Annotated in this window: 12 protein-coding genes; 2 read left to right on the top strand and 10 right to left on the bottom strand. The window is 58.4% G+C overall.

Annotation, left to right across the window (positions count from 1 at the left end):
- Positions 1-30: 30 nt before the first annotated feature.
- The gene (locus tag RRF56_RS25900) at positions 31-1,116 is read right to left on the bottom strand and encodes a response regulator (protein ID WP_317036040.1); all 1,086 of its coding nucleotides are present in this window, start codon (positions 1,114-1,116) and stop codon (positions 31-33) included.
- Positions 1,109-4,201, bottom strand: a complete 3,093-nt coding sequence (locus RRF56_RS25895; protein ID WP_317036039.1) for a CBS domain-containing protein — start codon at positions 4,199-4,201, stop codon at positions 1,109-1,111. Before RRF56_RS25895 ends, RRF56_RS25900 begins: the two co-directional genes overlap by 8 nt.
- A gap of 826 nt (positions 4,202-5,027) precedes the next feature.
- On the opposite strand from RRF56_RS25895, the gene RRF56_RS25890 reads away from it, so the two are divergent.
- Positions 5,028-5,486: a TspO/MBR family protein gene (locus tag RRF56_RS25890; protein WP_317036038.1), complete on the top strand. Its 459-nt coding sequence runs from the start codon at positions 5,028-5,030 to the stop codon at positions 5,484-5,486.
- A gap of 56 nt (positions 5,487-5,542) precedes the next feature.
- Here the strand turns inward: RRF56_RS25890 and RRF56_RS25885 are convergent, their stop codons facing one another.
- Together RRF56_RS25885 and RRF56_RS25880 are read right to left on the bottom strand one after the other, a co-directional pair.
- Positions 5,543-5,953, bottom strand: a complete 411-nt coding sequence (locus RRF56_RS25885; RefSeq protein ID WP_317036037.1) for a biopolymer transporter ExbD — start codon at positions 5,951-5,953, stop codon at positions 5,543-5,545.
- Positions 5,954-6,267: 314 nt separating this feature from the next.
- Positions 6,268-6,915 carry a MotA/TolQ/ExbB proton channel family protein gene (locus RRF56_RS25880; RefSeq protein ID WP_317036036.1) on the bottom strand — a complete coding sequence of 216 codons (648 nt, stop codon included), beginning with the start codon at positions 6,913-6,915 and terminating at the stop codon, positions 6,268-6,270.
- A 321-nt stretch (positions 6,916-7,236) separates the two neighbouring features.
- Between RRF56_RS25880 and RRF56_RS25875 the strand changes: the two genes are divergently transcribed.
- On the top strand, positions 7,237-8,622 hold the full coding sequence (locus tag RRF56_RS25875; protein WP_317036035.1) for a TonB family protein: 1,386 nt from the start codon (positions 7,237-7,239) through the stop codon (positions 8,620-8,622).
- A gap of 11 nt (positions 8,623-8,633) precedes the next feature.
- On the opposite strand, the gene RRF56_RS25870 is transcribed toward RRF56_RS25875, so the two are convergent.
- From RRF56_RS25870 to RRF56_RS25845, 6 genes are all read right to left on the bottom strand, one after another.
- Positions 8,634-9,503, bottom strand: a complete 870-nt coding sequence (locus tag RRF56_RS25870; RefSeq protein ID WP_317036034.1) for a M56 family peptidase — start codon at positions 9,501-9,503, stop codon at positions 8,634-8,636.
- The gene (locus RRF56_RS25865) at positions 9,503-9,961 is read right to left on the bottom strand and encodes a BlaI/MecI/CopY family transcriptional regulator (RefSeq protein WP_317036033.1); all 459 of its coding nucleotides are present in this window, start codon (positions 9,959-9,961) and stop codon (positions 9,503-9,505) included. The genes RRF56_RS25870 and RRF56_RS25865 overlap by 1 nt, the downstream gene beginning before the upstream one ends.
- A 538-nt stretch (positions 9,962-10,499) precedes the next feature.
- On the bottom strand, positions 10,500-11,351 hold the full coding sequence (locus RRF56_RS25860; RefSeq protein ID WP_317036032.1) for a DUF6671 family protein: 852 nt from the start codon (positions 11,349-11,351) through the stop codon (positions 10,500-10,502).
- 798 nt (positions 11,352-12,149) lie between these two features.
- A complete protein-coding gene (locus tag RRF56_RS25855) occupies positions 12,150-12,341 on the bottom strand; it encodes a hypothetical protein (protein WP_317036031.1) in 192 nt (63 codons plus the stop codon).
- On the bottom strand, positions 12,338-13,300 hold the full coding sequence (locus RRF56_RS25850) for an Acg family FMN-binding oxidoreductase (RefSeq protein WP_317036030.1): 963 nt from the start codon (positions 13,298-13,300) through the stop codon (positions 12,338-12,340). The genes RRF56_RS25855 and RRF56_RS25850 overlap by 4 nt, the downstream gene beginning before the upstream one ends.
- Before the next feature lie 14 nt (positions 13,301-13,314).
- The gene (locus RRF56_RS25845) at positions 13,315-14,109 is read right to left on the bottom strand and encodes a DUF6920 family protein (protein ID WP_317036029.1); all 795 of its coding nucleotides are present in this window, start codon (positions 14,107-14,109) and stop codon (positions 13,315-13,317) included.
- Positions 14,110-14,423 lie beyond the last annotated feature (314 nt).

The following is a 14,423-nucleotide window of genomic DNA, read 5'->3' as shown; positions in this document are numbered from 1 at the left end:
GGGGGTCAGAACCGGAACCCTAGCCAAACACTAATCGGGCAGGGCCACTCGCACGATAGTCTGCTGTCCAGGAATACTCTCGATCAGCAATTCGCCCCGGTAGAGTTCGACTAAGCGTTTGGCAATTGTGAGCCCCAGGCCAGTGCCAGCAGCTTCTGTCTCGGATTCAAACTGGAGATAGGCCCCCACATTGGCGATCTGGTCGGGGGTCATGCCCTGGCCATAGTCGATCACGTAGAAGGTGACCTTGCCATCGCCCCGCGACCCAAATACCTTAATTGGGGTGCCAATCTCAGAAAACTTAAAGGCATTGTCGAGCAGCTCTTCGCAGACCTTGCGCAGCTGCGACTCAGACATGGGCAAGACCAATTGCTCTAGAGAAATCTCCAGGTCATCCTCGCGCAGGTAGTCGGCGGCAAGCGCCTGGGCAATCTCGGTGATGATCTCGTCGGCGCGAGCAAGGGGCTGGCGATGCAGGGCCTGGGCAGAAATTTGCTCGGGGCTGAGCCGTTCTAGCTTGGCAAACAGCATCACATTTTGGGTCAAGCGCGCCGTGCGTTGAACATTGCGGTGAATGGCCTTAGCCAGGGTTACTACCGCTTCAGGTTCCAGGGTTTCGGCCTCCTCGATCAGGGTAGTGGCTAGCTTGAGCACTTCGCGCATGGGCGCACCGAGTTCGCGGGGCAGGGCGGTGCTAATGCTGCTGCGCAGGGCGCTGAGCTGCTGCTGCGTCTTTTCTTGGACAGCACTGCTGGCCCCCAACCGGGTCCGAATCATCCTCAACAAGTCGTCGTGGGTAAAGGGTTTGGTGAGGTAGTCGTTGGCGCCTAAATCCATGCCGCTGCGAAAGTCGATCCGCTCGGCCTTGGCGGTGAGAAACACAAAGGGCAAGGTAGCCAAACCCGGATCTTGGCGAATCTGCTGCAAGACGCCGAAGCCATCCAGCACGGGCATCATCACGTCACAGATCACCATATCGGGTTTAAATTCGTGAATTTGGCGCAGGCCCTCTTCGCCGTTGGCGGCGCTATCAACAATAAAGTCTTCGGCATTGAGAATATCAACGATGCTGTCGCGTACCCCAGCTTCGTCTTCGATCACCAGAATTTTAGCCATGATGGTCACTCCACAGTACAAGGGGTAAAACAACAGTAAAGGTGGTGCCTAGGCCCACTTCACTCACCAACGAGATGCGCCCCTGATGGGCTTCGGCGGCCCGCTTAGCGATTGCTAAACCAAGGCCGGTGCCGGAAATATTCCCCACGTTTTCGGCGCGGTGAAAGGCACCAAAGAGCCGGGATTGGTCAGCAGGGGGAATGCCAATGCCGCGATCGCTCACTTGAAATATGCTTTCGCCATCCCCACAGGTCACCGCAAAGGTGACCGGGGTATGCTCGGGGGAATATTTCACCGCGTTGGAGAGCAGGTTGAGCAAAATGTGTCGCAGCAGCTTTTCGTCGGCCAGCACCTGGAAGCGATCGCCCGTGGCGGTAAACTCGATGGGGCTGGCAGTACTGACCTGGGCAAACTGGACTTCTTCAACCAAGTCGCGGCAAAACCGATGCAGGTCGATAGGGGCCAGGGTACAGGCCAGCTTGCCCGCTTCGGCCTTGCCGACGGTAAGCACATCGTTGAGCAGACCAATCATATGGTGCACGGAGGTCTGAATACGCTTTAACACCGTCTGCTGCTTTTCTGGCGTGAACTTATGGGCGTAGCGCTCTAGGGTTTCGGCAGAGGCCAAAATAGTGGTCAACGGCGTGCGAAACTCGTGGGAAGCCATAGAAATAAACCGAGTTTTGAGATCGCTCAGCTCTTTCTCGCGGGTCAGAGCTTTGCGGATATCGACCTCGATTTGCTTGCGCTCAGTAATGTCGCGGGTAATGCCCCGGTAGCCCTCAAACTCACCCTTGACGTTAAAAACAGGGGAACCGCTAATTTCAAGAATGACGGCCTCGCCACTGGGGCGCAGGCAGGTGGCTTCGAGCTGGGTAAAGGGCTGGCGCTGGCCCACCAGCAGTGCCCAAATGGTACTAAAGCGCACCGCCTCGTCATCGGCCATAAAGTCAGTAAACCGGTGGTTGAGAATTGCTTCAGCGGGGCAGCCGAGAATTTCGCTAGCGCGGGGATTGATGTAGTTAAAGCTAAACTCGCGGTCGATCTCCCAAACCCAGTCGTTGGTCTGCTCGACCAGGCTGCGAAATTTGATCTCGCTGGTTTGCAGAGCGGCTTTGGCCTGCTCGCGATCGCTGATATCTAGCCCCACAAACACCGCAGCGCCGCCCTGGTCATACTTTTGAGCCACCAGCAGCCAGTGGCTAGCTATTCCCTTCACCGAGAACTGCATTTCTTGGCTAATAATATTGGCATTGCTGGCTAAAAAATCTTGGGCAAACTGGCAGAAGGGTGAGGCTTCCCCCAAAAAGCCCAGATGCTGGCCGACAAAATTGGCGGGCAGCAGGTTAAAGGAAGCGGCCAGACGGCGGTTGCAGCCCAGGTATAGCCCGTCTTTGCTGACCCACGACACCATGGCGGGTACCGCGTGGAGGACGGCCTGAAGCTGCTGATTGGTTTTGGCCAGAGTTTGCTCAGCCTGGCGACGCTGATCAACTTCTTGACGCAGCTTTTCAGTCACCTGACGCCAGCAGGCCGTGCGTTCTTCCACCCGCTGCTCTAGCTGATCGTTGAGCTGTTGCAGGTGAATTTCGTACTGTTTGCGGGCTTCGAGATCTTCCTGGAGCTTTTGATACAGTTCTGACTGACGCACGGCGATCGCCACCGATCGCGCCAGCTGCTCCACCAGTCGAATTTCCCAATCGCGCCAGCGGCGGACATCGCCGCACTGGTGAATCACTAACAGCCCCCAGAGCTGATGGTCGCAGACAATCGGTACCACCAGATTGGCTTGGATTTGCAGCGCCTCCAGCATATCGATATGGCAAGGGCTGAGACCCGCTCGGTGAATGTCTTCCACCGCCTGAACACGACCGTAGCGGTAGGCCTCAGACCAGTGTTTTTCAAAGCAGGTGTCTTCGATGGTGTAGCCCAGCAGCGAGTTCCAGGGCGGCACCACCGACTCTACAGTTACGGTGCCGCTAGCGGTGGTCTCAAACCGATAGATCAAGGCGCGATCGGCCCCCAGCAACTGCCGGACATCCCCTACCGTGGTAGCGAGAACGTCTTGCACCTCAAGGGATTCGTGGATCCGCTGGGTCAGGGTAGTGAGTAGGCGATCGCACTTGGCCTGTTCTTCGAGCTGTTCGGTGCGCCCCTGCACCAACCGCTCTAGCTCAGAACTGTGACTTTTCCAGATCTCAACCTTCTCGTTATCAGACTGCTTAAACGACTGCCACAGGTGACTAAAGGAAGCCTGAAGTTCGCGCAGATCAAGGCTGTAGAGCAGGTCTGTCTGACTGATCACCCCCAGGGGCTGCTGCTCCGGGGTGCCGACCACCAGGCAGGGTAGGCGGTGCTGGCTCATCTCCTGGTAAGCCAGCCAGAGCGAATCGTCGGGTTTGAGGCACAGCTGCGGATCTCGCATAATAGCCCGCACTGGCAGCTGGGCCAAGTCGGTGTGCCGCGATTGAAAGCGCAGCACATCCTGCCGCAGTACCACACCGAGCAACACCCCGGCAGCCGTGGGGTCAACCACAGCTACGCAGCTCACCTGATAGTCTGCTAGCAGCGTAGCGGCAGCTAGAGCCGAGTCGGTGGGATGGACGGTCACCAGGGTGGTGGTCATGCGCGAATGCGCCCGCTGTAGCTTGAGCACGTGGGGAGGCTGGAGCGCCTGCTGAAGCGAACTGATAGTTATCAGTCGCACCGGACGCTGATCGTGATCGACCAGGGGCATATGGTGAATCTGCCGCTGGCGCATGAGATTTAATATATCGAGGGCGCTGACGGTTTCGCTGACCGGCAGCACCGTTAGCGAGTCAGTCATGTGCTGAGCAACCGGGGTATCTAGATCCACGCTGTTGACCACCAGGCGAATGGCATCGCGATCGGTGACCAGACCGACGAGCTGGTGTCCTTGCACCACCAATACGCAGCTATGCCCCTGAATTGTGTCGCGGTTTAACTCACTAATCACCTCTCGCAACGTGGCCGTTTGAGGCACCATCAATGGGGCCATGCCAAGAGACCAAAGCACCTCGGGATTATGACTTTGAGAAAAATCTGCGGTTTGAAGGTTGGGCATAGCGATGACCGCCGGTAGAGAGGGGAAGTAACCAGACTGCAGCGGTAGCTGCGCTGAGCCAGTCGATGCAGTGAACCTGCAAGAGTCGGGGATTTTTTCTTTTCTTTTCTTCAACCTCAGGGCAGTCCGCCGGATGACGTATTAGAAGATACCCAACATCCTCTTCAAACTTGCCTGATCCGCTCAAACCTCTAGATTGAAACCACTTCACGACCTAGGGGCTGTCTTAGAACAATTCTGGCAACAAAAATACACGAGGATTTTGGGGCCGTTCTAAGGCGCAGAGCCAACGCCCCTACCTGGCGGTATTGCCTTGTCAGACAACCCATTGTTCCCCAACCAATACTGGCCATATCAATCGACAAGTACAGAACGGCACTATCTCCATCTATATCTATGGCCTACAAGCACTTCCCTGAACTGGGGTGGAGGTGTTGTCGTTTACGTACGATCGCAGCCCTATACGAAGATGTAACCCTAGAGCGCTCTAAGGACATCTCTGAGCCCCAGAACAGTCGCTTCTCCATTGGTCGGGGTCTGCAAGCTTGGGCACGGTTGAACTTGCATAGCTGGCTCAGGGTTGATAAAGGCACCTACGGGTCTTTGAAGCAAATATAGGCCATAGAAATAGAGTTCTCGCCACAAAAAGGCTGCTTGGCTTTCAAAACGCGATTGAGTCCTTGGCGATCGACAATTTGCTTAGCCCCCTGTAAATTTTCCCAAGTGATGCGAAAGTGTCTCTGCCCGTTGCTTAAGTTGTGTCATGGGTAAGATGTCGCGGTAGCGCTGGTCTGGTTTAGTTGAGTCAGGCTCTGTGAGGTGCGTGATGTTTCCAGCCTGGTTAGTCATTGCGGTGGTGGGGGTGGCGATCGCCTCTGCCTCCAGCCTGCTCAGTTCTCGCGACATTAAATGGTTTAAGCGGCAGCGTCGCCCCGACTGGTTGACCTTTGAGTTTGCCATTCCGTTTGTGTGGACAGTGGTCTTTATCTGCGGCGGCTGGTCGGCCTACATCGTCTGGCGACAAACCCAGAGCTGGTGGTTGATGGCGGGGTACGTCTTGCTAGAGCTGCTGATTGTCAGCTATACCCCGGTGATGTGCAAATTGCAGAGTTTGCGCGTGGGCACAGCGATCGGGGCGGCGGGGTTTGTGTTTGGGCTGCTGCTGGCCTGGCCCGTGGCGCAGGTAGACACAGCGGCATTTCTTCTGTTGCTCCCATACCTACTGTGGAGCCCAGTAGGAACGCTAATTACCTGGCAGATGATGCAGCTGAATCCGGGCCAGTAAGCTGACTTAAGGTGACCAGTAGAAGGTCTAGGTCTCAGGTCCACCAACTGGTTGCTCTAATCCTGCGGCTGTCGTGTGGCAATGCCCAACGTTGCCCCTTCAATCGCGCGCAGTTGGTCCATCACCGCCACCACGCGCCCGTGGCTGACCGCTTCGTCGGCGTTGATCACCACCACCGACTCCTGGGTGCTCCCCATCAGCTCACGCACGCCAGTCTGGAGATCTTCGAGGGCGATCGCCTCCCGGTTCAGGGCAATCTCCCCCGACTCCTCAACGCTCACCGTAATCCGCGTGCGCTGCTGCAACTCAGCACTGGCCGCCTGGGGCAGGTTCACCGGCAGCGATTCTGAGCGGGTGAGAAACAGGCTCGAAATAATGAAAAACGTCAAAATCGCAAAGATCACATCGATCATCGGCACGATGTTGAGTTCAAACTCATCTTCGGGTTCTTCGGGAAAGTAGGACATAGGGGAATAGGTATTGGGTGTCGGGACATCCCCTCCTGGGAGGGGCAGGGGTGGGTTAATTCGAGTGTCGGGACATCCTCTCCTAGGAGGGGCAGGGGTGGGTTAATTCGAGTGTTGGAACATCCCCTCCTGGGAGGGGCAGGGGTGGGTTGATTCGAATGTCGGGTGTCGGGGCATTCCCTTCTGGGAGGGACAGGGTAAGTTAATTAGCTTTGCGGTTTTACCTTGCACCTAAAACCTGCACCTAATACCCAATACCTGAAACCGGGCACCCAAAACCTGGTACCCGATACCTGAAACCCACCACCCGCCACCTACCTCACCAACGCCTCTTGCCTGAGCTGGCTCTGCCGTTCGTAGTGGGTCTCGTACAAAATCTCAAACTGGCCGCCGTACTCTTGAATCAGCGCGAGCTGGCGTTTGTAGAAGCCACGAAACAGGTTGGCAAACAGCAGCGTGCCAATGGCGACCACCAGCCCGGCGGCGGTAGACACCAGAGCCTCGCTGATGCCGCCGGTTACGGCGTTGGCATTAGAGCTAATGTCGCCGAGTTGAATGGCGGCAAACGAGGTGATTAGGCCAAGAATAGTGCCGAGCAGCCCCAGCAGGGGAGCGACGCTGATGATGGTGGCAAAGACGGTGTTAAACCGGCGCAGATGGGGCAGTTCGGCCTGCATGGCGCTGGCCAGGGCCAGGTGAAACTGCTTGGGGCTGGCCCCTTCGATAGCTAGCGCTTCGAGAAAAATGCGGGCGATGGGCAGGTTAACGTTCTGCCGTAGCTTAGGGTACACATCCATGGGGGCCTGCCGATAGGTGCGCAGAATCTCTTGCATCACCGGGCGCTGGCGGCGGTTGATGCGAATCCAGAAGAGGGTGCGCTCAGCGATCAGTGCGATCGCCAGAATTGAAAACCCCAGCAGCGGCCACATGACGATGCCGCCTGCCGCGAAAATAGTACCCATAGGCTCTAGTTGCAAATTGGTGTCATTAAATTAACCCCTGTTGGCGGTGCCCTGTCAAGACAGATTCGACAGTGAATGCATAAAACGGGCCTATCTAAAGACAAGCCGTTTTTTTATCCCAAGCGTGGGAGGTATAGCCATAGCTACTTGGGTTAGGACATCCAGATACCTTAGAAACGTTCAAACGTTTTTAGGGAAAATGGCTTAACCAGACTGGCTACAGCTATAACTAAGCACTCCAGTGGCTCCCATCAAATGATATTGGCTGTCAATTGTGTAATATGATTAAAGCCGTTTTGCCGTTTCCCAGGGCAAGTGCCAATGAGCCTTTCAGAGATCTGTGTTCAACAACACGAGCACGAGCAGAAAAAGCTGAAGCGACTCTTGTTGTGGGGGCTTTTGGGATCCTTGGGTGCCCACGGGATCGCGCTCAGTCTCAGCCAGTTCAACTTCTGGCAAGCGGCCACCGATGAGCTAACGCCTATCGAACTCATTGTCACCGAGTCTCTAACCGAGCCACTGCCCGACGAGCCAGAGGTCTTGCCCGACCCCACCCAGCCCGCCGAACTCAGCACCCAAACCAACAACCCAGCGGCGACGACGGCCAGCGCTCCACCCCGGGCAGCGGTGGTGGCCCCAACGGAGCCATTGCCCCCCCCAGTGGAGCAAGTTACCCCCAACAATCCAGAACCGCTAGAAGACACCCAGGCCGAATCAGCCCTCAAACAGCCCCAGTCCACCGCCGAAGAGGAACCGACCCTCAGCGAAGACGAACCGACGGAAACGGCTGAAGCAACCCCAGAGGAACTGGAACCCGAGGCCGTCGCCACGGAACCCAGCGAATCTCAGGCCGAGCGGCTACGCGATTTGCTCCAGCGCCTGCGCGACTCCCAGGCCACCGCTGGCACCAGCACCGCCGCCGTGCCCACCGAGTCGGCCACCGCTGGCACGGGCACGATTCCCAATGCGCCTGCGGAGGACAGCCCTGGGGTCGCAGCGGCTCCCTCTACCACCCAGGGCAGCGGCCAGGGGCAGGGCTCGCGCACCGTCGCCTGTCAAAACTGTGTGCGCCCCAGCTACCCCCAGAGCGCTCTGGCCGCCGGGGCCGAGGGCCAACCCATGGTCAGCGTCGACATCAACCCCGACGGCAGCGTGCGCAGTGTTACCCTCACCCGCTCCAGCGGCAATGCCGACATCGACCAGGCCGCTATTCAGGCCGCCCGTACCTCCCGATTTCAACCCGTCGCAGGCGGGGCTAGCGTGCCGATCGAGTATGACCTCACCATTGACGGGTCGCGTCGCAACCGCGATGCCCGTCGCCGCGGCGAGCGCCAGGCCGTAGAAGTGCCCACGTCCCCCTCGCCAGAAACCACCCCGGCCCCGGCAGAATCTACATCCGCCTCGCCCCAGCCCAGTTCTGGCCCCGAAACGCCGCCCGAAACGCCAGCCGAAACCCCGGCCCCAGCCGCCGAGCCGGCGGCTCCCCCAGTCCCGGTTACACCCCCGGCAACGCTAGCCCCCGCTGACAGCGCTCCCCCTGAGTCAGTGCCCGAGTCAGTGCCCGAGTCAGCGCCCGAGCCTGCCCCTGCCGCTCCACCGCCGATCGCGCCCCCGGCTCCGGTTGCCCCTCCGGTAGCTCTACCTCCGGTAGCTCCACCCCCTGCAGCCCCAGCCCCAGCCGCACCACCAGCTGAGTCAGCGGAGTGACCTGGCGCGGTTCAGCTATGCAGCCAGGTCGCAGTCCAGGGCAGTGCAGCAACCACCAGCCAGATTAGAGGCCTCGGGCCGAGTCTGGCTGGTTCTGTCATTGGCCCAGGTTCTAGCAAAGCCTGCACCCGCTGTTCTAACCGGCTGAGCGTCAGGACTTCGTTAAACCCCAGGCAAGGTTCGAGATCAGGCGCATCACGCTGGGTCGCTAGGGTCATTTGGCGCGAGAGTTTCACCAGCAGCTCAGCCAGTAATAAGGGATCGCTGGTTTCGGCAGCGCGGCGGTCGGCACGCATCTCCCGCAGCAGCAGCAGTTCTTCCCATAGGGTCGAGGTATTGGGCAAGCCAATAGCAAAGCGACGCACAATACTCAAGCCTAGAAAGCAGAGTGGGTCGCGGTAGTCGGCGTGGGCCTGCTCGTGGGCGAGCATCGCCTGCTGTTCGGCAACGGTCAACTGTTCTAACCAGCCCCGACTGACCAGCAGAGATGAATGCCATAGCCCCACTTGGGCCGCAACCGGTAGGTCAATGGCTAAACAACGGGCCTGACCACCCGTGGGCAGGGCGACGGTAGCATATTGCCGCAGCCGCCACTCGGTTTGGATGACTCGCCCCAGGCTGTAGACCCCAATGCCCCCCAGCCACCCCAATATTCCCCAGCTGACCCAACAGCCCATAGGGCTAACCAACCAGCCCATCATGGTGCCGTGGTGCCCCATGGAGATCACCGCCCCAGCGGCCAGCATCACCATCAGCGGCGGCAGGCAAAAGGCAACTAAGGCTGACTGCCAGCGAGCCTGCCATGAACCAGCGGGCGATCGCCATTGCCACCGCCACGCCACTGCTATCAACCCCGTGATCAACAAAAGACTGCTGTGCATTACGCGTCCTCCCCTGAGCTAGGCGGTTGGGCTGAACGCAGAACCCGCAGGCGAGCCGCGATCGCATCGAGCTGATCTAACTCTGCCACATCGAGACTGTCGGCAAAGGCCGCCACCAAGTCGGGGCTACCGACCGCTAAAAAGCTCTGAAGCTGCTGGTGAGCCGTCAGCACCCTGGCCTCCTGCTGAGACACCGTTGGCCGCCAGCGGTAGACCCGGCGAGAGCGACCCGACTCCTGGGGGGGTATGGCCTCGCGCCGCAGCCAACCTTTTTTGGCTAGCCGCTGCAACACCGTGGTCACCGAAGCCTGAGTCAAATCGCGATCGGGGTCCGACAGAATTTGGTCGTGAATCTCTTTCACCGTAGCGCTGCCCTTGGCCCAGACAATGGCGAGAATTTCGGCCTCTAGCGGTCCGAGGGTAAGCTGGCGGGGACGATGGAGAGGGAGGGGGGACATGGGGAGGGGTGGCGGGTGGATGGGTGGATGGGTGAAGGGGTGGATGGGTGGATGGGTGGATGGGTGAAGGGGTGAAGGGGTGAAGGGGTGAAGGGGTGGATGGGTGGACGGGTGAAGAGGGGCTGTTGCTTGATACTTTACACGCCTTTTTCCACCCTACGATTAGCGTTAAGACGTGGGTCGAAATCAATCGTAGGGTGGGGTGGGGGGTGGCACTAGGTCCCAACCCACCAGAGGGCAAACGCAGTTTACAAATCATTCCGCTCACCTGCTTCGCGTTGCACTCTGGATTCGCGTTGCACTCTGGATTCATGTTGCACTTTGTAATAGTTGACGGGCTGTCTTTTGATTTAGAGGGCCGGGGCACAGACAATGCTGGGCGAGAGGATTGTTGTCCGATCTCCAGTTCAAGCGCCCCAGGTCTGCAAAGGGTTGGGGTTTTTTAGTTTTGGTTTTGATGTCCAGACTTTCAAACGACTAACTTGCGCTTTGCCCCAAAGCAGACCAAACAGGCCCATTAGCCCAACGCCGGCCATAGCTATGGATTACAGTAGGGGCAGTGGCTAGGATCGGCCTGGGGAGGCAGGTCAGCGGGTTGACGGTTCTGCTGGTAAGAGCACTGCTGACACTGATAGCGCACGAGCATAGTCAGTAGCGTGGGAGTACCGCACAGGCTACAGGGCAGTCCTGGCCACCGCTTCACCTCCCTAAAGCCAGGGCAGCCGCAATCGGGGCAGGTCTGGGAAATCACCTGTAGCAGGTGCTCAGTGGCCTGGGCAATGACCTTCAACCGGGTGGGGTTATAGAGGGCGCGCATATCGGTTTCGAGGCGGGCGGTGCCGTTGGCAGACTGTTGAATAGCGGTTGTCACCGCCGCTGCCAGTTCGTCGGCAGCGGTAATGCCCTTGGCGATCAGAGTTTCGTCAACCCGGACGATCAGCCCGTGGTGAGGAAAATCTACGGCGGCGGCAAAGGCTTCGGCTTCGGACCAGTTGCGAACCACCTGCTGGCGGTAGTTGGTGTCGGTGGAAAGGCACTCACCGACAATTTCTAACTGGTGCTGGCGATCGCACAGAATAACCAACTCGCGATCGCAGGAGATAAACGGCATCTGAGGATGCGGCCCAAAGCTGCCCTCGCTGGCGATCGCCAGGGTCTCCCCAGTACAGTTCAAAGCGGCCTCGGCTTTGAGCCGGGCGGTGGAGAGCTGGTCGGAGAGGCGCTTTACCTCGCCGGTAAAGGTGCCAAACCCGTCGGTATCAAAGGCAGGGGGAACGCTTACCGTGACACCTAACTGCGTTTCGAGCAGGGGGGCGATCGCCTGCTCTTTGCGGTGCATGGTAGCCAGCACCGCCACTCGGCCAGCAAACCAATCGCGCAGGTCTGACATGGTAAACTCCATCGTCGTGGGCAAAGCGATTATAGAAGAAGTCGTGGGCGTGACGGCTAGATTAAAACTGCTCTACTCCAGCCACAGTCACCTGGGTTAGGACATCCAGAACCCTCAAGAATATTTGAACATTCAAACATTCTTGAGGAAATGTCTCAACCAGACTGGCTACAGCTATAACGCCAAGAGAAATCAATCCATTTCCGCTGGGAATGGGTAAGGGTGAAGAGGAAACCCACCCCGGCTATGCTGTTGGAAACAGCCGAGGTGGGCTGGTTCAGAAACCAGCCGAGACAGTCAGGTGGCGATGGAAACCCTAGGGCCTGCGGCTAGTTATCTCTCTCCGAACCAGTACTTGGGGAGGATGAGGGCCGACAAAAAGACTTGGATTGCTCAAGGCTAAATGGGGACGAGATCGCAAATTCAGCCTGATAACAATCCATGCTTTCTACTTTTCTCTCCTCCTAGACCCGTTTAATCGCCAGGCGCTTCAGGTCAGCCTCGGCCTTAGCAGGGTCAAACTTGATACCATCACAGCCGGTTTCACCCCGTGAGGTTTCGTGGGCTGTGTCAAAGCAGTAGGCTTTAGTTTTCTAAATCCTTTCCGCTTTTTCTATATCATTGAGTCTATATCAACTTTTCAGGCTGCGGAACCCCTCACCCCGCAAAACTCAACTGCAATTTCCGATGCAAACAATAAGCCAAAATTATTTAATAGAGTTTATGCAATAGTTTTAATCAATCTTTTGCGGTCCTTCTTTTGCGGTCCTTCTTTTGCGGTCCTTCTTTTGCGGTCCTTCAGGGCGCGATCGCCAAAAGTTCCATCACGGTCAAAAACAGGTTGCCAATTGGGTCTTGGGCAAACTTCAAAGTGAGCCAGCCTAGCCCTGTCGTTGCCGGGGTCAGCAGCCCTCGCCCAAACGCCACCCAGCGGCGATCGGGCCAATGTGCTAAGCCTAGAGCGCAAAAGTTAGGCGGGCCACGGCTCACACCAACACGTCGTCTAGCGATCGCCGGGGCGACCTGGGCAGCTCTGGCCCCCGCCCAAACCGCACCACCAGGTCGGGCCGTTCTGCATTCAACCCCAGTGCCTGGGCAAACGCAGGCCGCAGGGCCGTCTCCTCTACCGGCTGGTTCAAAAACGCATGGCGAATGCCCAGGGCCGTGGCTTGCAGGGCAAAGCGCTCATAACAGCGGCCCACCGCCACCCAGTGGGCTGGGTCGTTTACCGCAGACACAAACACCGCCACCCCCGCCGAACTCCGCAGTTGTCGGATGCACTTCTCATTCTCTGAACCGGGTCGCAGCACCAGGGGCAAGATCAGCTTGCCTAACCAGCGGGGTAACGACGGATTTCCCGACGCTGCGCTGTACAACCCATCTCCCCTGCGTTCTGCCTCCGCTGGGTTGAAGCGAACCCAGGCCATCAGTTCTTGCACAAAGGCGGGGTTTTTGAGCTGAGCGGTGTTACCTTGCACCACAAAGTCTTCCACGATCGCTAAGTCAGCGGGTTGGGTCAGCATTACCACCCGCACTCCGTCTCCGCTGCCTGCCGCCGTCAACAGGGCCAGTTCTTTTGGGTTCAGAGGCTGGCCGTCGTACTCGGTGCGGCTGCACTGGCGGTGGGGAATCGCTTCAAACAGCGGGGTGGTCTTGGATTCGCCGGGGGCAAAGGTGAGGTGTACAGCGCCATCCCCAACCGTATCAAACCTCGCCTGCCCCGCCAGCCCTTGGGCCTTGGCGGCCTGGAGAATGTTTTCGGCAGCGCAGCCCAGGGATACGTAGAGGTGGTGGTCATCGGGATCGACCACGGGGCAGCGGCGAGAGAGGTCAGGCAAGATGGTAATGCTCTGCTCATTGACTCGAAACCGCCAGCACTGGGTATTGTGGCTGGAGGCAGCCTGGGTGCCGTAGCGAACTAAATCGTTCAGGCGGCTGGGGTTATCCATAGTGAATCCCTCGGTTAGTGAAATCCGAAGCGGGCTCGGTCGATGGTGCAGCGGAAGAATTCGCCCTCGCGCTCAAAGCGGTCAGTGCCAAAGAACCAACCCGCTCGAATCCGAGTGGGAATGGTGTATCCGTCGAAGGTGCTGCTGGCTTCGGCGATGACGCCAAAGGTGCCGTAGTGGTAGTCGTCCCCCTCGGGTTGGCCCCAGCGCTGGAGGGCCACCTGCTGGATCGCCCCCTGGACATTTAGGGTTAGCGTCAGGTGGGCGGGTTCACCAAAGGCAGTGAAATCGGCCTGGAGCTGGGAGTCATTTAACTCGGTCCAAATAATTTCTGGATTGCAGAGCACCGAGGGCAACCACACCGCTTCGCCCTGGACGCGCCCCGCCGCAGATTTGGCCACATCTTCCCCGCTGGCCTGCATGACTGGCAGTAGCCCTAGCAGCTTCCAGCGCATGTCACCCTGGCCGTCTACCAGGCGATCGCTGCCAACGATCGGTAGGCCCTGCATCCAGGCGGTGGCCCGCCAGATCATGCCTCGCGGCCAGCGAATCACTTCTTCGCCCGTGAATCGGTGCCACTGGTCGCCCAGCTTGATGGTGCCGTGCATCTGCAAGCGCACCGCTGAGGCCAGGGGGGTGCCAGGGGCAATAGCCCACCGCAGGTAGCGTTGGGCCAGGGGCGGCAGAGCGGTGAGCGCTGTTAGGTCAAAGCGCCCATCGCCTGGCAGCAAGACTTCAGCAGAAACGGACGGCGATTGCCATAGGGTCTCCGGCGTAACGGGCGTGGCGTGAGCTAGGGGTTGAGGCATGGTCACCTCCCGAAACAGAACATTGATCGGCTAGCGTCTCTCTCAGGGCAGCCCTCTCAGGCTGTTTGCAGCGATCGCCCCTTGAGTAGAATTACTTATATTTTAGAGCGATCGCCCCAGCGCCGCGTGAGACCGACTCAAAACTTAAACCCTGAGCCCCTTGCGCGAGTGGAGGACCAAACTGAGCGCTAGGGGCATCGGTGCCGATGGTTGCGATTAAGATTTCCCCAGTGAGAGTGCTTCTCTCTCTAGAGAGGGATTTATGTAAATAATATAGAACTGACGGAGCAGCGCTAAGTTGCTTTAGACCAGGC

The organism is Nodosilinea sp. E11 (genome assembly GCF_032813545.1).
Taxonomy (GTDB): Bacteria; Cyanobacteriota; Cyanobacteriia; order Phormidesmidales; family Phormidesmidaceae; genus Nodosilinea.
This window is presented reverse-complemented; position numbering and strand designations above follow the sequence as displayed.

Excerpts from the sequence above, each read along its gene's own strand:
- RRF56_RS25900 (WP_317036040.1), bottom strand. The coding sequence starts at position 1,116 with ATGGCTAAAATTCTGGTGATCGAAGACGAAGCTGGGGTACGCGACAGC.
- RRF56_RS25895 (WP_317036039.1), bottom strand. The coding sequence starts at position 4,201 with ATGCCCAACCTTCAAACCGCAGATTTTTCTCAAAGTCATAATCCCGAG.
- RRF56_RS25890 (WP_317036038.1), top strand. The coding sequence starts at position 5,028 with ATGTTTCCAGCCTGGTTAGTCATTGCGGTGGTGGGGGTGGCGATCGCC.
- RRF56_RS25885 (WP_317036037.1), bottom strand. The coding sequence starts at position 5,953 with ATGTCCTACTTTCCCGAAGAACCCGAAGATGAGTTTGAACTCAACATC.
- RRF56_RS25880 (WP_317036036.1), bottom strand. The coding sequence starts at position 6,915 with ATGGGTACTATTTTCGCGGCAGGCGGCATCGTCATGTGGCCGCTGCTG.
- RRF56_RS25875 (WP_317036035.1), top strand. The coding sequence starts at position 7,237 with ATGAGCCTTTCAGAGATCTGTGTTCAACAACACGAGCACGAGCAGAAA.
- RRF56_RS25870 (WP_317036034.1), bottom strand. The coding sequence starts at position 9,503 with ATGCACAGCAGTCTTTTGTTGATCACGGGGTTGATAGCAGTGGCGTGG.
- RRF56_RS25865 (WP_317036033.1), bottom strand. The coding sequence starts at position 9,961 with ATGTCCCCCCTCCCTCTCCATCGTCCCCGCCAGCTTACCCTCGGACCG.
- RRF56_RS25860 (WP_317036032.1), bottom strand. The coding sequence starts at position 11,351 with ATGTCAGACCTGCGCGATTGGTTTGCTGGCCGAGTGGCGGTGCTGGCT.
- RRF56_RS25850 (WP_317036030.1), bottom strand. The coding sequence starts at position 13,300 with ATGGATAACCCCAGCCGCCTGAACGATTTAGTTCGCTACGGCACCCAG.
- RRF56_RS25845 (WP_317036029.1), bottom strand. The coding sequence starts at position 14,109 with ATGCCTCAACCCCTAGCTCACGCCACGCCCGTTACGCCGGAGACCCTA.